Raw genomic sequence first — 22,839 nt, 5'->3', positions numbered from 1 at the left:
GATGTGAGCCGGTTCCGCTCAGCTTGGGAGGCTCGGTCACCTGTGTCCGCTATTGAAGAGGCGACGGCGTACTGGGATCGACGGCTCGCTCCGCTTCCGCAGGAGACGGCCCTTCCGGTTGACTTCCCGTATCCGCCGCTGCCCGCGGGGGAACGACGGACGCGTAGCCGCATGCTCACCGTCACCGCGCCCGAGGCGTCCCTGCTCGCCGCGTACGTCGCGCTGCTGCACCGCTACGGCGGGTCGGGTGACATCAGCGTCGGGTACGACGGGTTGCCGGTACGTGTCGAGGTGAGTGGCGACACGACCTTCGGCGAGCTGGTGCGGCGCGTGACCGTCGCCTGTGAGGAGGCGCGCGCGCACCGGATGCCGCTGTCCGCGCTCGTGGCCGGGCTGCGGCCGGAACCCACGCGCGGCGGCGGGCTGTTCTTCAACACGGGCTTCAGCACCGGTACGGGTTCCGGCACGGACGTCGTCAACGGGTTCGACGCGAGCTTCGATCCCGGTTTCGGTCCTGGCGCGGGTTCCGAGGCGGGGGAGACCGCCGGACCGCTGGATGTGGCGCTGGAGGTCTCGGTGCGGGAGGCGCGCGTCAGCTACCGCCCGGACCTGTTCGAGGCCGCGACCGTCGACCGCCTGCTGGGCCACTACGCGACCCTGCTGGCCGACGGCCTGGTCCGGCCGGACGCCTGCGTCGGAGAGCTGGAGCTGCTGGACGCGGAGGAACGACACCGGATCCTCGTCGAGTGGAACGACACCGGCCACCTCGTCCCGCCGCGCACCTGGCCGGAGATGTTCGCCGAGCAGGTCCGCCTGAGGCCGGACGCCGTGGCCCTGGTCTTCGAGGACACCCACCTCACCTACACCGAGCTGGACGAACGAGCCAACCGGCTGGCCCACGCGCTGATCGCGCGTGGCGCCGGGCCCGAACGCGTGGTGGCCCTGGCCCTGCCCCGATCGGCCGAGCTGATCATCGCCGAGGTGGCCGTCCTGAAGTCCGGCGCCGCCTACCTGCCGGTGGACACCGACTACCCCGCCGACCGTATCGCCTACATGCTGGCCGACGCCGCGCCCGCCTGCCTGGTCACCACCGCCGACACGGTGGCCGACATCCCCGCGTGCGACGGGATGGAGCCGCTGGTCCTCGACGCGCCGGAGACCGCGCGGGAGTTATCGGCCCGTCCGGACCACGACCCGGCGGAGACCGACCGGGGGCCGCTGTCCGTCCTCAACGCGGCATATGTGATCTACACCTCGGGTTCCACCGGCCGCCCCAAGGGCGTCGTGCTGTCTCACGCCGGGGTCGCCAAACTCGTGGCCACCCAGAGCGAGCGCTTCGGCGTCGGACCGGACAGCCGCGTCCTGCAGTTCGCCTCGCCCAGCTTCGACGTGGCCTTCTGGGACCTGTGCCTCGGCCTGCTCTCCGGCGGCCGCCTCGTCGTCGTACCGGCCGAACGCCGGGTGCCCGGCGCACCGCTCGCCGACTACGCGAACGCCAACGGCATCACCTTCATGATCCTGCCCCCGGCCCTGCTCGCCGCCATGCCGGACGACGTCCACCTGCCGCCCGCCGCCACCCTGCTGGCCGGTACGGAACGCGTCTCGCCCGAGCTGGTCGGCCGTTACGCGCGCGGCCGGATGATGTTCAACGCCTACGGACCGACCGAGGCGACCACCAACTCCACCCTCGGCCTGTGCGACCCCGAGATCCCGTCCGGCTCCATCGTGCCCATCGGCGTCCCCGACCCGGGCACGCGGGCCTACGTGCTCGACGCCCGTCTCCGGCCGGTTCCCGCCGGGGTCACGGGAGAGCTGTACCTCGGCGGTGAGGGGCTGGCACGCGGCTACCTCGGACGGCCGGATCTGACCGCCGAGCGGTTCGTCGCCGACCCCTTCGGGCAGGCGGGGGAGCGGCTGTACCGCACGGGCGACCTGGTGCGCTGGAAGCCCGACGGGCGGCTGGAGTACCTCGGCCGCGTCGACGCGCAGGTGAAGATCCGCGGGTTCAGGATCGAGCCCGGTGAGATCGAGTCCGTACTGCGGGGGCACCCGGCCGTGGACCAGGTCGCGGTCGTGGTCCGCGAGGACCGGCCCGGCGACCGGCGCCTGGCCGCGTACATCGTCCCGTCGCTCGAAGCCGAGGCGGGCCACGACGAGACCGAACGGGTGGGGGAGTGGAAGGACCTCCACGAACTGCTCTACTCCGCCGCCGGCTCCGAGGGTTTCCAGGAGAACTTCGCGGGCTGGAACAGCATGTACGACGGCCTGCCCATCCCGGTCGAGGAGATGCGGGAGTGGAGGGACGCCACGATCGGCCGCATCGAGGAGCTGCGACCGCGCCGGGTGCTGGAGATCGGCGTCGGCAGCGGGCTCATCCTCTCCCGCGTCGCGCCCGGCTGCGAGACCTACTGGGGCACGGACCTCTCGGAGGAGGCGGTACGGGCACTGCGGGCCCAGGTCGACGCGGTACCCGAGCTGGCAGGACGGGTCGAGCTGCGGGCCCAGCCCGCGCACGACGTCACCGGACTCCCCGAGGGCCTCTTCGACACCGTCGTCGTCAACTCCGTCGCCCAGTACTTCCCGAGCGCCGAGTATCTGGCGGACGTGCTGCGGAAGGCCGGGACGCTCCTGGCCCCCGGCGGCAGCGTCTTCCTCGGCGACGTGCGGAACCTGCGCCTGCTGCGCTGCCTGCGAGCCGCCGTCGAGACCCGGCGCGTCGCCGATCCGCAGGACAAGCAGGCCCTGCTGGCGGCCGTCGAGCGGACCGTGGCCTGGGAGGGCGAGCTGCTGCTCGACCCCGACTTCTTCGGGACGCTGGAGGATTTCGAGGCCGACATCCGCGTCAAGCGGGGTGCCCACCACAACGAGCTGACCCGTTACCGCTACGACGTGGTGCTGCGAAAGCGGACCACCGTCACACCGGTTCCGGCCGGCACGGAGGAGATCCGCTGGGACGACCTCGGGAGTCTGGACGCGCTCGACGCGCACCTGACCGCCCGGCCCGCCCGGCTCCGGGTCACCGGCCTCCCCAACGCCCGGCTCACCGAGGACCTCGCCGCGCTGTGCGCCCTCGACGACAGCAGCCGCCCCGCCGTCCACGCGGACGACACCGACCCCGAGACCCTGCACGCGCTCGCCGCCCGGCACGGCTACCGCGTGGCCGTCACGTGGAACGGCCACGCCGACGACGGCGGCCTCGACGCGGTCCTCGCCGTCGGGGACACGCCGCTCGGCGACCTCTACCGTCCGGGCGGCGCCTTCCCGCACGCCAACCGGCCCGTGCCGTTCCGGGATGTCACCGCCCTGATGAAGACCCTGCGCTCCTACGGGGCCGAGTGGCTCCCCGACTACATGGTCCCCTCGGCGTTCGTCCCCCTCGACCGGCTCCCGGTCACCCCGAGCGGAAAACTGGACGGCGCCGCGCTCCCGGCTCCCGACTACGCCGCCCTCAGCTCGGGCCGCGCTCCGCGCGACGCCCGTGAGGAACTGCTCTGCGCGCTGTACGCCGAGGCGCTTCACCTGCGGTCGGTCTCCGCCGACGACGACTTCTTCGCCCTCGGCGGCGACAGCATCATCGCCATCCAGCTGCTCGTCCTCGCCCGCGGGGCGGGACTGCGGCTCACCTCCAGGGACGTCTTCCGGCACCGTACGGTCGCCGCGCTGGCCCGGATCGCGGTGGACCGCACGGACACCGGGAACGCCGCGAACGCGAGGGAAGAGGCGGGCGACGTCCCTCTCGTGGAGCTGACCCCGGCCGAGCTCGCGGAGGTCCAGGGCGACCACCCGGTCACGGTCGAGGACCTGCTGCCGCTCAGCCCCCTCCAGGAGGGCTTCTTCTTCCACTCCCTCGTGGACGGCTCGGACGGCGACGCCTATGTCGTCCAGCAGGTCATCGAGCTGGCCGGCCCGGTCGACGGCGAGGCCCTGCGCCGCGCCGCCCAGAACCTCCTGGACCGGCACGCCCCGCTGCGCGCCTGCTTCCGCCGGCTCCCGGACGGCAGGGCCGTGCAGATCGTCGCCGGGCGGCTGGAGGTGCCCTGGCACGAGGTGGACCTGTCCGCGCGGGACGCCGAGGCACAGCGGTCGCTCGTCGACGCCGTCACGGCCGAGGAGCGCGCCCGCCGCTTCGACCTGGCCCGGCCGCCGCTGGTGCGCTGCGCGCTGGTACGGCTCGGGCATGACCGCGGCCTGCTGGTGCTGACGTTCCACCACATCGTGGCGGACGGCTGGTCGCTGCCGGTGCTGCACCGCGAGCTGATGGCCTCCTACGGGGCCGCCCCGGCCGCGCTGCCCGAGGTGGCCCCCTACCGCGACTACCTGCGCCGCCTGTCGGCGGCGGACCGCGACGCCGCCCGCGCGGCCTGGCGGACCGCGCTCGCCGGGTTCGACGAGCCGACCCGCCTGGTCGACGTCCCGGCGGACGGCGGGCCGCTCGGGTCCGAGCAGGTCCGCATCGAGCTGTCCGAGCACGTCACCGCCCGGCTCGCGGCCCGCGCGAGGGAGCACGGGGTCACCCTCGGCACGGTCGTCCAGAGTGCCTGGGGTCTGCTCCTCGGGCGGCTGACCGGCCGTCAGGACGTGGTCTTCGGCACCACCGTCTCCGGCCGTGACGCCGAGGTCGACGGCATCGAGTCCATGGTCGGCCTGTTCATCAACACCCTGCCGACCCGCTTCCGGTGGGAACCCGCCGACACCCTGGCCGGCCTGGTGGGCCGGCTCCAGGACGAGCAGGCCGGGCTCCTGGACCACTGGCATCTCGGTCTCGCCGAGATCCAGCGCGTCGCCGGGCTCGCGGGCGGCGGCGAACTCTTCGACACGCTCGTCGTCTTCGAGAACTACCCGGCCGGCACCGGCCTCGCCGACCCCTCCGGCACGGTCCGCATCACCGGGCACGCGTTCCACGACGCCGTCCACTACCCGCTCGCCCTGATCGTCAAGCCGGGCCGCCGGCTCGACCTGCGCCTGAAGCACCACGTCCGAAGGCTGGACGGCGAGGCCGTCCGGCGGATCGCGGACCGGCTGACCCGGATCCTCCAGGCCCTGGCCGCCGACCCCGGGCAGATCGTCGCCGGCGTCGACCTGCTGTCGGGCGGGGAACACGCGCGGGCCCTGCCGGAGGGGGAGGGCAGGCCCGTCCCCGAGACGACTCTGGCCGCCGCCTTCGAGGCCCAGGCGGCCCGCACCCCGCGGGCCACGGCGGTCGTCTACGACGGCGAGAGCCTCACCTACGAGGAGCTGGACGCGCGCGCCGAGGCGCTGGCCCGCCTCCTGCGCGCCCGGGGCGCCGGGCCGGAACGGATCGTCGCGGTCGCCGTGCCGCGTTCGGCGGAACTGATGGTCGCGCTGCTCGGCGTGCTGAAGTCCGGCGCCGCCTACCTGCCGATCGACGTGGACTACCCCGCCGACCGCATCGCGTACATGCTCACCGACTCCGGCGCGAGGACGGTCGTGACGACCGCCGCCACGGCCCCGCGCCTGCCCGAGGCAGACGGCCTCACCCCACTCGTCCTCGACGCCTCGGCCGATTCGGCTGACGCCCCTGTCCCGTCCACTCCGTCAGGTCCGCCCGCCGCGGCAGACCTGTCCGATCCGGCTGTCCCGACCGGTCCTGCAGACCTGCCGGGCCCGGCGGACGGCGGCCGAAGCGCGGATTCCGTCCCGGTGGCCGCGGGCCCGGACGATCCGGCGTACCTGATCTACACCTCCGGTTCGACCGGCCGCCCCAAGGGCGTCGTCGTCACCCACCGCGCCATCGTCAACCGGCTGGTGTGGATGCAGGGTGAGTACGGGCTGCGCGCCGACGACCGGGTGCTGCAGAAGACGCCGTCCAGCTTCGACGTGAGCGTCTGGGAGTTCTTCTGGGCGTTGTGCGAGGGAGCCGCGGTGGTGCTCGCCAAGCCCGACGGGCACCGCGACCCGTCCTACCTGGCCGGGCTCATCCGCGAACAGCGCGTCACCACGATGCACTTCGTGCCGTCGATGCTCGAAGCCTTCCTGGGAGCCGACGAGATCACCGGTGATCCGTCCTGGGCCGCGCCCCTGCGCCGCGTCCTCAGCAGCGGGGAGGCGCTGCCCGGTGCCGCGGCCGCGCGCTGGCAGGCGCTCACCGGGGTGCCGCTGCACAACCTGTACGGGCCCACCGAGGCCGCCGTCGACGTCACCCACCACGCCTACGACGGCTCGGCGGACACCACCGTGCCCATCGGCCGCCCGGTGTGGAACACCGGCCTGCGGGTGCTGGACTCCTGCCTGCGCCCGGTGCCGGCCGGCGTGCCCGGCGAGCTGTACCTGGCCGGCGTGCAGCTGGCCCGGGGCTATCACGCCCGGCCCGGCCTGACCGCCGAGAGGTTCACTGCCGATCCGTACGGTCCGGCCGGCAGCCGCATGTACCGGACCGGAGACCTGGTGCGTCTCCGCGAGGACGGCACCGTCGAATACCTCGGCCGCACCGACCGCCAGGTCAAGCTGCGCGGCAACCGCATCGAGCCCGGCGAGATCGAGGCCGCCCTGGCGAGCCGGCCCGCCGTCGCCCAGGCGGCGGTGACCGTCCACGGATCGACCCTCGTGGCGTACATCGTCCCCGCGCGGGACGGGCGGGGCTCACCGGATCCCTCCGTCCACGACGGGCGGGTCTCGCTCGACGTTCCCGCGCGGGACCGGCAGGGCTCGCCGGATCCCTCCGCCCACGACTCGCAGGAGTCGTTCGACGTGGCCGCGCTGAGGGCGGCCCTCACCGAGGCGCTGCCCGCGCCCATGGTGCCCGGGGCGTACGTGCTGCTCGACGCCCTGCCGCTGACCCCCAGCGGCAAGCTCGACCGCAACGCGCTCCCCGCCCCGCAGGCGGTGCGCGCCGAGTCCCGCGCCCCGCGCGACGAGCGCGAACACGTCCTCACCGAGATCTTCGCGGCCGTGCTGAGGCTCGACGAGGTCGGCGTCGACGACGACTTCTTCATGCTCGGCGGCGACAGCATCACCTCGATCGGCGTCTCCAGCCGTGCCCGCCGGGCGGGCCTGGAGGTGAACCCCCGCGACGTCTTCGAGCACCGCACCCCCGCCGGTCTGGCGGCGGTCGCGGCGACGGCCGCCACGACGGCCCCCGCGGCCGAACCCCGGGACCCGGGTTCCGCCTTCGCCCTGACCGAGGAGGAGACCGAGCGCGTGCACCGCCTCGGGGGCGGCTCCGTGGAGGACATCTGGCCGCTGGCGCCCCTGCAGGAGGGGTTGTTCTTCCACTCGACGTACGACGACGGCGCCCTGGACGTCTACACCGTCCACGAGTCCTTCGACGTCGCCGTCCGCCTCGACGCCGGGCGCCTGCGCACCGCCGTCGGGGCGCTGCTGGCCCGCAACCCCAGCCTGCGCGCCGGGTTCACCAGCGACGGCCTGCGCCAGCCGGTGCAGTTCATCGTCGGCGACCCCGGGATACCGCTCGAAGAGGTCGACCTGTCCGCGCTGCCCGCCGACGCGCAGGACGCGCGGCTGCGCGAGCTGATGGACGCCGAGCGGACCCGCAGGTTCGACCTGGCCCGGCCGTTGCTCTTCCGGATGCTGTTGATCCGCCTCGGCGAGACCCGCGGCGACCGGCTCGTCATCGGACGGCACCTGCTGCTGTGGGACGGCTGGTCCGCCTGGCTCTTCCTCGACCAGCTCTTCGCGCTGTACGAGACGGACGGCGACGGGCGTGAACTGCCGGACCCCGGCTCCTACCGCGACTACCTGACCTGGCTGGAGGCCCAGGACACCGAGGTCGCCACCCGGGCCTGGCGCGCCGCCCTCGGCGGGCTGGACGAGCCCACCCTGCTCGCCGCGGGCCAGGGTCTGGAGCCGGTCATCCCGGAGAGCCTGGACGCCGACCTCACCTCGGAGCTGAGCGGCCGGCTGCGCGACGCCGTCCGCGGGCACGGCCTGACCCTCAACACGGTGCTCAACACCGTCTGGGGGCTGGTGCTGGCCGGTGCCACCGGCCGCACCGACGTCGTCTTCGGAACGACGGTCGCGGGACGGCCGAGCGAGGTGCCGGACGTCGAGAACGTCATCGGCATGTTCCTCAACACCGTCCCCGCCCGCCTCGCCTTCACCCCGGCCGAGCCGGTGCTGGACCTGCTGCGGCGCGTCCAGGACGAGCGCCTGGCCCTGATGCCGTACGAGTATCTGGGCCTGGGCGTGCTGCAGGCCGAGACCGGCCACCGGCAGCTGTTCGACACCCTCTTCGTGCTGCGCAACAGCGACACCGAGGAGCGGCTCGCGGAGCTCTCCGACCGGCACGGCGCCACCGCCGTCGCCAACGTCGACGCCACCCACTACCCCGTCAACCTCATCGTGACGCCGGGGGAGCGGATCCGGGTCACCCTCGCCCACCGGCCCGACGTCATCGCCCGCCCGCGAGCCCAGGCGCTGCTGGACCGCTTCGTCCTGCTCCTGGAGCGGCTGGCCCACGACCTGGACGCGCCCGTCGGCCGCCTCGACCCGTTGCTACCCGCCGAGCGCGCCGCGCTGGAGCGGGAGTGGGCCGCGGGCCGCGTGCCCGTCCCGCGGGAGACCGTCGCCGACCTGCTCGCCGCCCAGGCGGTCCGCACCCCAGAGGCGACCGCGCTCGTCTTCGGCGACCGGCGCGTCACCTACGCCGACCTGGACGCCCGGATCAACCGCATGGCCCGGCTGCTGCTCGCCCGGGGAGCGGCACCGGAGAAGATCGTCGCACTCGGCCTGCCGCGCTCCATCGACATGGTCGTCGCGCTCTTCGCCGTGCTGCGCACCGGCGCCGCCTACCTGCCGCTGGAACTGGACCACCCGGACGACCGGCTCACGACGATGCTCGCCGACGCCCGGCCGGCGCTGCTGCTCTGCACCTCCGCGGTCTCCGCGCGCCTGGGGGGCGACCCCTCGGCCGGCCCCGGCGTCCTCCGTCTTTCCGGAGGGCCCGACGGCCCCGGCGTCCTGGACGTCCCGCGCGTCGCGCTCGACGACCCGGCGACGGCGCGGGAGCTGGACGGGCTCTCCGGCGACCCGGTCACCGAGGCCGACCGTCCCCGCTTCAGCCTGGAACACCCGGCGTACGTCATCTACACCTCCGGGTCCACCGGGCGTCCCAAGGGCGTCGTCACGCCGTACCGCGGCCTGACCAACATGCAGCTCAACCACCAGAAGGAGATCTTCGCCCCGGCCATCGCCTCCGCCGGCGGCCGGCGGATGCGCGTCGCGCACACGGTCTCCTTCGCCTTCGACATGTCGTGGGAGGAACTGCTCTGGCTGGTCGAGGGGCACGAGGTGCACATCTGCGACGAGGAGCTGAGGCGTGACGCCGAGGCCCTGGTCGCGTACTGCGAGACCCACCGCATCGACGTCGTCAACGTCACCCCCACCTACGCCCACCTGCTGATCGAGGAGGGGCTGCTCGAAGGCCACCGTCCGCCCCTGGTGCTGCTCGGCGGCGAGGCGGTGCCGGAAACGGTCTGGAGCCGGCTCCGCGACACCGAGGGCACCTACGGCTACAACCTCTACGGTCCCACCGAGTACACGATCAACACCCTCGGAGGCGGCACCGACGACAGTTCCACCTCCACCGTCGGCCGCCCCATCCGCGGCACCCGCGCCCACATCCTGGACGCCTGGCTGCGCCCGGTCCCCGACGGAGTCCCCGGCGAGCTGTACATCGCCGGCATCGGCCTCGCCCGCGGCTACCTCGACCGGCCGGGCCTGACCGCCGAGCGGTTCGTCGCCGACCCCTACGGCGAGCCCGGCGAGCGCATGTACCGCACCGGCGACCTGGTGCGCCGCCGCGCCGACGGCAACCTGGACTTCCTCGGACGCACCGACGACCAGGTCAAGATCCGTGGGTACCGGGTGGAACCGGGCGAGATCGAGACGGTGCTCGCCCGGCACCCCCAGGTCGCCCAGGCCGCCGTCATCGCCCGCGACGACCCCTCGGCCCCCGGCACCCAGCGCCTCATCGGCTACGTCGTGCCCGCCGAACTCACCGGCGAGGAACGGGAGTCCGCCGAGCGGGAGCGGATCGACGAGTGGCAGGAGATCTACTCCGACGAGTACGAGCAGATCGGCACCGCCGTCTTCACCGAGGACTTCGCGGGCTGGGACAGCAGCTACGACGGGCGGCCCATCCCGGTCGAGCACATGCGCGAGTGGCGCGAGCAGACCGTCGCCCGCATCCGGGAGTTGCGCCCGCGCCGGATCCTGGAGATCGGCGTCGGCTCCGGCCTGCTGCTGTCGCGCCTGGCGCCCGACGCGGAGGCGTACTGGGCGACGGACTTCGCCGCACCCGTGATCCGCAAGATCGGCGAGGACCTGCGGCGCGACCCCGAGCTGGCCGCCAAGGTCGAGCTGCGCTGCCGGCCCGCCCACGTGACCGAGGGCATGCCCGCCGGCTACTTCGACACGATCGTCATCAACTCCGTCATCCAGTACTTCCCGAGCATCGACCACCTGACCGAGGTCATCCGGGGCGCCATGGGGCTGCTGGCGCCCGGGGGCGCCCTGTTCGTCGGCGACGTGCGGAACCTGAGGCAGGCCCGCGCCTTCCACACCGGCATCCAGCTCACCCGCTCGGGGGAGAACTCCGACCCCGAGCACGTCCGCCGAGCCGTCGAGCGGAACCTCGCGCTGGAGAAGGAACTCCTCGTCGACCCCGACTACTTCACCACCCTGGGCTTCGGCGTCGACCTGCGCACCAAGCGCGGGCACCACCACAACGAGCTGACCCGTTACCGTTACGACGCCGTCCTCTACCACGGTGAGGCCGACGTCCGGCTCGGAGACGAGCCGGTGCTGGAGTGGACCGACGGGCAGATCCGGTCCGGCGAGCCGGTGCCTGGACGGATCGATGGGCCGATGCCGGAGGCCGACGGACCGGTTCTGGAAGGAACCGCCGGCCCGGTGCCGGAGTCTGCCGGCGGGCTTGTGCCGGTGTGGGCCGACGGGCCGGTGTGGGCCGGCGGCCTCGCCCGCCACCTGCGCGAGCGGCGGCCGGAGCGGTTGCGGGTGACCGGCGTCCCCGACGCCCGCGCCGCCGGCGAGCGCGGCGCCACCCTGACCGGGGGAGTGGAGCCCGAGGCGCTGCACGAACTCGGGGCCGAGGAGGGCTACCGCCTCCTCACCACCTGGTCGCGCGAGCCGGGCCACTACGACGCCGTCTTCGTCCGGGGAGAGTTCCGGGTCACCGCGGGCCTCTACCCGCCGGGCGGCGGCGTGGCCCCGTACGCCAACGTCCCGACGGCGACGCGAGACACGAGCGGTCTCGTGCGGCGGCTCCGGGAGGACCTGCGGCGGCAACTGCCCGACTACATGGTCCCGGCCGGCTTCGTCACCCTCGACCGGCTGCCCATGAACGACAACGGCAAGCTCGACGTGCGGGCGCTGCCCGAGGCCGAACCGCCGGTGCCGCTCGCCGGAGGACGCGGGCCTCAGACCGCCCGCGAAGAGGTGCTCTGCCGCCTCTTCGCGGGGGTCCTGGTCCTGCCGGAGGTCGGCGCCGAGGACAACTTCTTCGACCTCGGCGGCCACTCGCTGCTCGCCACCCGGCTCATCAGCCGGGCCCGCACGGACCTGGGCGCCGAACTCGCCATCCGCGACCTGTTCGAGGCCCCCACGCCCGCCCTGCTGGCCGTGCGCGCCGACGCCGGCCGGCCCGCCCGCCCGGCCGTCGCACCGATCGCGGAGCGCCCCGAGCGGATCCCGGTCTCCCCGGCACAGCGGCGGCTGTGGCTGGCCGAACGGCTCAGCGGCGGCGACGCCTACCACTTCCCGCTGGTCTTCCGGCTGCGCGGGACGCTGGAGGCCGACGCGCTCCACCAGGCGCTGCGCGACGTGGCGGGTCGTCACGAGGCGCTGCGCACCGTCTTCGCCGAACACGAGGGCGAGCCGTACCAGCTGATCGTGCCCGCCGCGGAGGCGGAGCCGTACCTCACCGTCGAGGACTGCCCGCAGGAGGAACTGGACGCCCGGATCGGCGCGGCGGTCGGCCGCCCGTTCGACCTGGCCACCGAGCTCCCGCTGCGGGCCGAGGTGCTCCGGGTGTCGCCGGACGACCACGTGGTGGCGATCGTGCTGCACCACATCACCACCGACGAGTGGTCCGACCGGCCCTTCCTCGCCGACCTGGACACCGCCTACCGGGCTCGCCTGGAGGGCCGGGCGCCGGGGTGGGCGCCGCTTCCGGTGCAGTACGCCGACTACACCCTCTGGCAGCGGGGACTCCTCGGAGAGCCCGCCGACCCCGGCGGCGAGGGCGCGCGGCAGCTCGCCTTCTGGACCCGGGCACTGACCGGCCTGCTGGAGGAGATCCCGCTGCCGCTCGACCGGTCCCGTCCCGCCGAACCGACCGGTCGCGCCGGCACGGTGCGCACGGAGCTGCCCGCCGAGACCGCCCGAGCCCTGCGCGCGATGTGCGCCGAGACCGGTACCAGCATGTTCATGCTGCTCCACGCGGCGGTCGCGACCCTGCTGCACCGGATGGGAGCGGGCACCGACATCCCGCTGGGCGCCCCGATCGCCGGGCGCACCGACAGCGCCCTGGACGACCTGGTCGGCTTCTTCGTCAACACGCTGGTGCTGCGCACCGACCTGTCCGGCGACCCGACGTTCGTCGAGCTGCTGGACCGGGTCAGGAACGCCGACCTGGCCGCCTTCGAGCACCAGGACCTGCCCTTCGAACGGATCGTGGAGGCGGTCAACCCGCCGCGCGTGCCCGGCCGCAACCCGCTGTTCCAGGTCATGATGGGCTATCACTACCGCCCCGGCGGCGATCCGCGGGTGCTGGACCTGTCCACCGAGTGGTGGCCGGCCCGGATCGAGACCGCCAAGTTCGACCTGGACTTCACCTTCGTCGACCACGTCGAGGAGAACCGCGTCACCCTGCTGCTGGAGTACGCCGAGGACCTCGCCGACCGGGAGACGGCACGAGCGCTGGCCGACCGCACCGTGACCTTGCTGGGCAGGCTGGCCGCCGATCCGAGCCTGCCGGTCAGCCGGGTTCCCGTACTGACCGAAGAGGAGCGCGAGGCGTCCACGGGCGCCTGGAACGACACCGCGCGACCGGTGGAACGGCGCACGGTCCCCGCGCTGTTCGCCGAGACCGCCCGGCGGAGAGGCGACCGGGTCGCACTGGTCGTCGACGGCCGCCGGATGACTTTCGGCGAGCTGTCCGCCAGAGCCGGCGACATCGCCGCGCTGCTGCTGAGGCGCGGGGTGACCGCCGAGAGCGTGGTCGGACTGGCCCTTCCCCGGGCCGAGATGGTGCCGGCGATCCTCGGGGTGCTCGCCGCGGGCGCCGCCTACCTTCCGCTCGACCCCGGATATCCGGCCGAACGGCTGGAGTACATGCTCGACGACGCGGCACCGGTGTGCGTGCTCACCACCTCGGCCATCGCCCCCAGGCTCCCCGCCGGGCGCGCCGGGTCGCTGCTGCTCGACGACCCGCTGACCCTCGCGGAGCCGGCGGACCATGCCCGGGACGAGTCCTTCCCGGGAACCCGGGCCCTGCCGTCCGCCGTCGCGTACGTCATCTACACCTCAGGTTCCACCGGCAGGCCCAAGGGCGTGCTCGGCACCCACGGCGGTCTGAGCAACCTGTTCGGCTCGAACCACGAGGACCTCATCGAACCGGCCCGCCGGGCCGCCGGACGCGAGACGCTGCGCGCGGTGCACGCCGCGTCGTTCGGCTTCGACGGCTCCTGGGAGCCGATGCTCTGGCTGCTGGCCGGTCACGAGCTGCACGTCGTCGACGAGAACACCATGACCGACCCGGCCGCCCTGCTGGCCTACCTGGACGACGAACGCATCGACTACGTCGACGTCACCCCCACCTACCTGCGGGAAATGATCCACCACGGCTTCCTCGACCCCGGCCGCTCCCGCCCCGGAGTCGTCGTGGTGGGCGGCGAGGCCACCCCCGCCCCGCTCTGGAACCGGCTGTGCGCGCTGCCCGGCACGGTCGTCCACGACATGTACGGACCGACCGAGTGCGCCGTCGACGCCTACGGATGGCACAGCGACGGCCGTCACCGCGGCCTCCGGCACGACGGCTCCGCCCAGGGCGCCGGCCGTACCGGGCCCTGGGCCGCGCCGGTGGCCAACACCCGCGCCCACGTGCTGGACGCCACGCTGCGGCCGGTCCCGGCCGGCGTGCCCGGCGAGCTCTACGTGGCCGGTGAGGGCCTGGCCCGCGGATATCTCGGTCGTCCGGGGCTGACCGCCGAGCGGTTCGTCGCCGACCCGTTCGGGACGCCGGGCAGCCGGATGTACCGGACCGGCGACCTGGTGCGCCGCCGCGCCGACGGCACCCTCGTGTTCCTCGGCCGGGCCGACGACCAGGTGAAGCTGCGCGGCTTCCGGATCGAGCTCGGTGAGATCGAGACGGTGCTGCGCGCCCACCCCGACGTGGCGCACGCCGCCGTGGCGATCCGCGAGGACACCCCCGGCGCGCGGCGGCTGGTGGCCTACGTGGTCCCGCGGTCCGGGCCGGACGGCCCCTCCGATGCCTGTCCCGGACGGGAAATCGACTCCGCGAAGCTGCGGGCGCACCTCGCCGCCGCGCTGCCCGAGCACATGGTCCCCGCGGCCTTCGTGCGGCTCACGGCCCTGCCGAGGACGGGCGGCGGCAAGCTGGACCGCCTCGCGCTCCCCTCCCCGGATCCGGCGGCCGCCACGTCCGGGCGGCGCCCCCGCGACGCCCGCGAGGAGATCCTGTGCGAGCTGTTCGCCGCCGTGCTGGGGGCGGACCAGGTGGGGGTCGACGACGACTTCTTCGCCCTCGGCGGCCACTCCCTGCTGGCGATGCGGCTGATCAGCCGCATCCGCACGGCCCTGGGCGCCGAGATCACCCTTCGTGCGATCTTCGAGGCGCCCACCGTCGCCCGGCTCGCCGAACGGCTGCGGGAGGAGAAGCCGGGCGGCATGCCCGCCCTCCTGCCCGCCGTCCGGCCGGAGTTCCCGCCGCTGTCCTTCGCCCAGCGGCGGCTGTGGGTCCTGCACCGGCTCCAGGGCCCGAGCCCCGTCTACAACATCCCGATGGCCTGGCGGCTGTCGGGCCCGCTGGACGCGGACGCCCTGGGGGCCGCGGTGCGGGATCTGGTGATCCGGCACGAGAGCCTGCGCACGGTGTTCCCCGAACGGGACGGACACCCCCACCAGCTCGTTCTCGACCCCGGCCTGGTCCACGTCGTGACCCACACCGAACGGGTCACCGAGGCCGAGCTTCCCGGAAGGCTGGCCGAGGCGGCCGGGCAGGGCTTCGAACTCGACCGCGAACCGCCGCTGCGGGCCTGGGTGTTCCAGGTGGCGCCGCAGGAGCACGTGCTGCTGCTGGTGGTTCACCACATCGCCGGTGACGAGTGGTCGGACCGGCCTCTGTGGGGCGATCTCGCCATCGCCTACCGCGCCCGCGTCGAGGGCCGGGAGCCGGGGTGGGCGCCGCTGCCGGTCCAGTACGCCGACTACACCCTCTGGCATCGCGACGTGCTCGGCGACGCCGACGACCCCGGCAGCCCGCAGGCCCGCCGGCTCGCCTTCTGGCGGCGCGCCCTGGCGGAGCTGCCCGAGGAGCTGACGCTCCCGACGGACCGGCCGCGCCCCCAGGAGAGCGGTCACCGAGGCGGGGTGGTCGGCCTGTCGCTCGACCCCGAACTGGAGCGCGGCCTGCGACGGCTCGCCCGAGACCAGGGCGTCAGCATGTTCATGGTGGCCCAGGCCGCCGTCGCCGCACTGCTGCACCGGCTGGGAGCGGGGGAGGACATCCCCCTCGGCGCGCCGATCTCCGGACGCGTCGACGAGAGCCTGGAGGACCTGGTCGGCTTCTTCGTCAACTCCCTGGTGCTGCGCACCGACCTGTCCGGCGCGCCGACCTTCGGCGAGCTGCTGGCACGGGTGCGCGAGACCGACCTGGCCGCCTACGAGCACCAGGACCTGCCGTTCGAGCGGCTGGTGGAGGCGATCAACCCCGTCCGCTCGCTGGCCAGGCACCCGCTGTTCCAGGTGATGGTCGTCTACCTGACCGGCCGGGGCGTGGCCCCCGACCTCCCGGAGCTGTCCGCGAGGCCGGAACCGCTCGGCCAGGAGACCGCGAAGTTCGACCTGAGCTTCGACTTCGTCGAGCAGGGCGACGGCAACGGCATCCAGGGCTGGATCGAGTACAGCGCCGACCTGTTCGACCACGACACGGTCGAGCGGATCGCGCGGCGGCTGGTGCGGCTGCTGCACCAGGTCGTCGCCGACCCCGGCCGCCCGGTGCGCGAACTGGAGGTGCTGGACGAGCGGGAGCGCGAGCTGGTCGTCGGCGAGTGGAACGACACCGCGCGAGCGGTGGAGGCGACCACCCTGCCGGAGCTGTTCCGCGCCCAGGCGGCACGGACGCCGGACGCGCTCGCCCTGGTCTCCGGCGAGGAGCGCCTGACCTACGCGGAGCTGGACGCCCGGGTCGAACGCGTGGCACGGACGCTGGCCGGGATGGGCGCCGGCCCCGAACGCACGGTGGCGGTGGCGCTGCCGCGCTCGACGGAACTGGTGGTCGCCCTCCTGGCGGTGCACCGGACGGGCGCGGCGTACCTGCCGCTGGACGCCGACTACCCCCGGGAACGCGTCGCGTTCATGCTCGACGACGCCCGTCCGGTCTGCGTGCTGAGCGACGGACTGCCCGACGGGCCGCCCGGGGAGTTGCCCGGGTCGTACGACCCCAGGCACCCGGCGTACGTGATCTACACCTCCGGTTCCACCGGCCGTCCCAAGGGTGTGGTGGTGCCGCACGAGGGCATCGTCAACCGCCTGCTGTGGATGCAGGACGCCTACGGCCTGACCGCCGAGGACCGGGTGCTGCAGAAGACGCCGTCCAGCTTCGACGTGTCGGTGTGGGAGTTCTTCTGGCCGCTGATCACCGGGGCGGCGCTGGTGGTGGCACGGCCGGAGGGCCACAGGGACCCGGCGTACCTGGCCGGGCTGATCCAGGACGAGCGGATCACCACGGTGCACTTCGTGCCGTCGATGCTGCGGGCGTTCCTGCGGGAGCCGGGCGCCGCGCGGTGTGGGGGGCTGCGCCGGGTGATGTGCAGCGGGGAGGCGCTGCCCGCCGACCTCGCCTCCCTCTTCCACACCGTGCTCGGCGCCGAGCTGCACAACCTGTACGGGCCGACCGAGGCGTCCGTCGACGTGACCGCCGTCCGGGTCCTGCCCGGAGCGGGAGGCGTCCCGATCGGACGGCCGGTGTGGAACACCAGGACGTACGTGCTGGACGCCGCGCTGCGCCCGGTGCCGCCGGGCGTGGCCGGGGAGCTGTACCTGGCGGGCGTCCAGCTCGCCAGGGGTTACCTGGACCGTCCCTCGCTGACCGGTGAGCGGTTCGTCGCCGACCCGCACGGCGCCCCCGGCACGCGCATGTACCGCACGGGAGACCTGGCGCGGTGGAGTCCTGACGGGTCGCTGGAGTTCCTCGGGCGGGCCGACGACCAGGTCAAGGTCCGGGGCTTCCGGATCGAGCTCGGCGAGATCGAGGCGGTGCTGTCCCGCCACGAGGCGGTGGCGCACGCCACGGTGGTCGTCCGCGAGGAACGGCTGCTCGCCTACGTCGTCCCGGCCGGGGGCCGGGACGCCCCCGGGGCCGCGACCCTGCGCGACCACGCCGGCGCCGCGCTGCCCGAGCACATGGTCCCGGCGGCCTTCGTCACCCTGGAGGCCGTTCCCCTCACCCCGAACGGCAAGCTCGACCGCAGGGCACTGCCGGCGTTCGACTTCGCGGCCGAGGTGACCGATACCCTCCCGCGCACCCCACGCGAGGAACTGCTGTGCGAGCTGTTCGCCGCCGTCCTCGGCCTCGAACGGGTCGGCGCCGAGGACGATTTCTTCACCCTCGGCGGTGACAGCATCGTCGCCATGCAGCTGGTCGGCCGGGCCCGCGCGGCCGGGCTGGTGATCAGCCCCCGGGACGTCTTCCGGCACAAGACGGTCGCCGCGCTGGCCGCCGTCGCCGGGGCGCCGGGCGGCGCGTCCCTCGCGTCCCCCGCGTACGCCGCCCTCGTCACGCTCACCGACGACGAGCGCGCCGGGTTGCCGGCGGGGGACGCGGAGATCCTGCCGCTGACGCCGCTCCAGGCGGGCCTGCTGTTCCACGCCTCGTTCGACTCCGGAGCCGACGGGCCAGACGTCTACACGGTCCAGGTGTCGTACGACCTCGACGGCCCGCTCGACGCCGCCCGGCTGCGCGAGGCCGGGCAGGCGCTGCTCGACCGGCACGACAACCTGCGCGCCGGCTTCCGCTACCTGTCCTCGGGCCGTCCGGTGGCCGTCGTCCCGCGCACGGTCACCCTGCCCTGGCGCCAGGTGGACCTCTCGGGGTTGGACGAGGCGGACCACGAAGCCCGGTGGACTCGCTGTCTCGCCCAGGAACGGCGCCGTTTCACGCCCTCCGAGCCGCCGCTGCTGCGGCTGATGCTGGCCCGCCTCTCCTCGGGACGGCACCGCCTGGTGCTGTCGCACCAGCATCTGCTGCTGGACGGCTGGTCGGTGTCGCAGCTGATGCGCGAGCTGTCCGAGCTGTACGCCCACGGCGCGGACTCCTCCGATCCGCTCGGCCGGAGGGCGGATCCCTCCGGGCCGCCGGCCCCGTACCGGGACTTCCTCGCCTGGCTCGCGCGACAGGACGCCGAGGTCTCCGCCGACGCCTGGGCCGAGGCACTGGACGGACTGGAGGAACCCACCCACCTGGTGCCCGCCGATCCGAACCGGGCCCCGATCGTGCCCGAGACGCACACCACGCACCTGACCCGGGAGCTGACCGAGGCGCTGACGGCTCTCGCCCGGTCCCGCAGCCTGACCGTCAACACCCTGGTCCAGGGCGCCTGGAGCATCCTGCTGTCCCGGCTCACCGGCCGCGACGACGTGGTCTTCGGCGCGACCGTCTCCGGGCGGCCCCCGGAGCTGGACGGCGTCGAGTCGATGATCGGCCTGTTCATCAACACGGTCCCGGTCCGGGTCCGCGTCCGTGACGGCGAGTCCCTGTCGGCGTTCCTCGACCGGCTCCAGGACGAGCAGTCCCGGCTCATCGCCCACCAGCACCACGGCCTGGCCGACATCCAGCGGCGGGCGGGGCTGGGCGAGCTCTTCGACACGCTCGTCGTGTTCGAGTCCTACCCCGACGCGGGAGGGCCCGCGCTCGGGGCCGGCGGCGGCCTGCGCACCGTCGTGCGCGACCACCGGGACTCCACCCATTACCCGTTCGCCTGGGCGGTCGAGCCCGCCGACCGGCTCGTCCTCACCGCCGAGTACCGGCCCGACCTGTTCGACCGCGCGGCGGCCGAGCGCATGACCGCCTCGATGGTGCGGCTCTTCGAGGCGATGACGGCCGACGCCGGACAGCTCCTCGGCCGGGTCGACATCCTCGGCCCCGCCGACCGCCACACCGTCCTGGAGACCTGGAACGACACCGGCCTGACGGCGGCGCCCGGCGCCCCCGCCACCGTCCCTGCGCTCTTCGAGGCCCAGGCGGCCGCCACCCCGGACGCCGTCGCCGTCGTCTCGGGCACGGTCGCCTGGACCTTCGCCGAACTCAACGAGCGCGCCAACCGGCTTGCCCGCCTGCTCGTCGAGCACGGCGCGGGCCCGGAGGAGATCGTCGTCCTGTCGCTGCCGCGCTCGGCGGACTTCATGCTCGCGATCCTCGCCGTGCTGAAGTCGGGCGCGGCCTACCTGCCCGTCGACACGGACCTGCCCGCCGGGCGGATACTCGACATGCTCGACGACGCCCGGCCCCGGCTGATCCTGACCAGCGCGAAGCTCGCCGGAGCCCTGCCGGACAGCGAGGTGCCGCGACTGCGGCTCGACACCCTCGAAACCGCCGGACGGCTCGCCCTGCAATCCGCGGACGACCTCTCCACCGCCCCGGACCCGCGGCACCCGGCGTACGTGATCTACACCTCCGGCTCCACCGGCCGTCCCAAGGGTGTGGTGGTCTGTCACAGCGGCGTCGTCAATCTCTTCCACAGCCACCGCCGTACGCTCCACGACCCGGCCAAGCGCGCCACCGGCCGCCGCCACCTGCGCGTCGGCCACGCCTGGTCGTTCTCCTTCGACGCGTCGTGGCAGCCGCAGCTGTGGCTGCTGGACGGGCACGCGCTGCACATCGTGGACGACGAGACGCGCCGCGACCCCGAGCTGACGGTCGCGGCCATCCGCGAGCAGGGGCTGGACTTCATCGAGGTCACGCCCTCGTTCTTCGCGCAGATGGCCGGCCTCGGCCTGATCGAGGACGGTGAGTGCCCGCTCGCCGTGGTCGGCGTCGGGGGTGAGGCCGTACCGGACTCGCTCTGGAGCGACCTGGCCGGTCTGCGCTCCACGGAGGCGTTCAACCTCTACGGTCCCACCGAGGCCACCGTGGACGCTCTGGTCGCCCGGATCCGCGACAGCGAGTCTCCGCTGGTCGGCCGCCCGGTCGGCAACGCCCGCGCCTACGTGCTCGACGCCGCCCTGCGGCCCGTTCCGCCGGGGGTCACCGGTGAGCTGTACCTCGCCGGCGCGGGCCTGGCCCGCGGTTACCTCGGCCGTCCGGGCCTGTCCGCCGAGCGGTTCGTCGCCGACCCGTTCGGGACGCCGGGCAGCCGCATGTACCGCACCGGCGACGTGGCCCGCTGGAACGACGGCGGGCGGCTGGAGTACGGCGGGCGCGCCGACGACCAGGTGAAGATCCGCGGGTTCCGCGTCGAGCCGGCCGAGATCGAGGCCGTACTGGACCGGCACGAGTCGGTCGCCCAGGTCGTGGTCGTCGCCCGCGAGGACCGGCCCGGGGTCAGGCAACTGGCCGCCTACGTCGTCCCGGCCGGGAGCGGCGCGTCCCCGGGTCCGGCCGGGGACAGCGGGACCCCGATCCCGGCCTCGGCGGGGAACACCGGGCTCCCTGACCCGGCCGCCCTGCGCGCGTTCGTCGCGGCGCTCCTGCCGGACTACATGGTCCCGGCGGCGGTGGTGATCCTGGAGGAGCTGCCGCTGCTGCCCAACGGCAAGCTCGACCGGAAGAGGCTCCCGGTGCCGGAGTTCACGTCCGCCGCCGGCGGCCGCAAGCCGTCGGGCGACGTCGAACGCGCCCTCTCCGCGGTCGTCACCGAGGTGCTCGGCCTGTCCGAGATCGGCGCCGACGACGACCTCTTCAGCCTCGGCGGCGACAGCATCGTCGCGATGCGGCTGGTCAGCCGGGCCCGCGCGGCGGGCCTGAGGGTCACCCCGCGCGAGGTCTTCCAGCACCGCACGGTCGCCGGTCTGGCCGCCGTGGCCGTCGCGTCGGGCCCGGACACCGGGAGCCGGACGGGGGAGGGAACGGGCGTGGTCCCGCTGACCCCGATCATGCACGCCATGCGGGAGCGCGGCGGTCCGATCCGGGGGTACCACCAGGCGGCACTCCTGCAGACCCCGGCGACCCTGGACGAGCCCGGACTCAGGTCCGTGCTCCAGGCCGTCGCGGACCGGCACGACATGCTGCGGGCCCGCCTGGAGCGGACACGCGCGTCCTTCGGCGGGGACGGCGCCGAGCGGTGGTCGCTGAGGGTGCCCGCCCCGGGCACGGTGGACGTGGCGTCCTGGCTCGTCCGGGTCGACACGTCCGCACTCGACGCGCCGACCGGCGAAGCGGCCGGCGCGGCCGTTGAGGACACGGCGCTCCGCGCGGTCATCGCCGAGCACGCCCGCGCCGCCCGGTCCCGTCTCGACCCGGAGACGGGCGACATGGTGCGGGCGGTCTGGTTCGACGCCGGACGCGAACGCCCCGGACGGCTGCTGCTGCTGATCCACCACCTGGCGGTGGACGGCGTGTCCTGGCGCGTCCTGCTGCCTGACCTCGCCGCCGCCTGGCAGGACGTCGAGGCGGGCAGGCCGCCGGTGCCGGCTCCGGTCGGCCTGTCGTTCCGCCGCTGGTCGGAGCTGCTCGGCGAGCGGGCCACGGATCCGGCCCGCGAGGACGAACTGCCGCTGTGGACCTCGATCCTCGCAGCCGACGACCCGCTTCCCGTGGCGCGGGCCCTCGACCCGGACCGGGACGTGGTCGCCACCTCGCGGCACCTGTCCCTCACCCTGCCCGCGGACCGTACGGCGCCGCTGCTCAGCCGGGTGCCCGCGGCCTTCGGGGCGACCGTCAACGACGTGCTGCTGACCGCCCTGGCACTGGCCGTCGCCAACTGGCGCCGCCGGGCGGGCGTGCGGGGTCCCGGCGACGCGGTGCTGGTGGACCTGGAGGGCCACGGCCGCCAGGAGGAGCTGGCGGGCGACGCGGACCTGTCGCGCACGGTCGGCTGGTTCACCAGCGTCGTCCCGGTCCGCCTGGACCCGGGCGCCGTGGACCTGGCCGACGCGCTCGCCGGCGGTCCCGCGCTCGACGAGGCACTGGCCCGGATCGGGGGACACCTGGCCTCCCTGCCCGCCGCCGGCATCGGCCACGGCCTGCTGCGGCACCTGAACCCGGTGACCGGGCCGGAGCTGGCCCGCCACCGGGAGCCGCAGATCCAGTTCAACTACCTGGGCCGCTTCGGCCTCCCCGAGGCGACCGACTGGTCGTGGGCGGCCGAGTCGGAGGCCGCGGAGCTGGGCGACGATCCGCGGATGCCGATGTCGCACGCCCTCACCGTCAACGCCCTGACCGAGGACCGGGCCGGAGGGCCGGAGTTCGTCGCCTCCTGGTCCTACGCCTCGGGGGTGCTGACCGAGGAGGCGGTCCGGGACCTCGCCGAGACCTGGTTCCGGGTACTACGGGCCCTGGTGGACCGCGCGGAGGTGCTGGAGGCCGGCCGCTGAACCGAACCGGCCGATGGACCGGCGCGTTCCCATGTACGACGCCAGATCAACTCATTCACGCACAAGAGG

General features: G+C 74.1%; 1 protein-coding gene. It reads left to right on the top strand.

Going from position 1 to position 22,839, the window contains the following annotated elements; genetic code table 11:
• The first annotated feature begins 42 nt into the window (after nt 1-42).
• A complete protein-coding gene (locus J2853_RS15410) occupies nt 43-22,770 on the top strand; it encodes a non-ribosomal peptide synthase/polyketide synthase (RefSeq protein WP_307558470.1) in 22,728 nt (7,575 codons plus the stop codon).
• The last annotated feature ends 69 nt before the right edge of the window (nt 22,771-22,839 follow it).

Origin of the sequence: Streptosporangium lutulentum (genome assembly GCF_030811455.1) — a bacterium.
Taxonomy (GTDB): Bacteria; Actinomycetota; Actinomycetes; order Streptosporangiales; family Streptosporangiaceae; genus Streptosporangium; species Streptosporangium lutulentum.
This window is presented reverse-complemented; position numbering and strand designations above follow the sequence as displayed.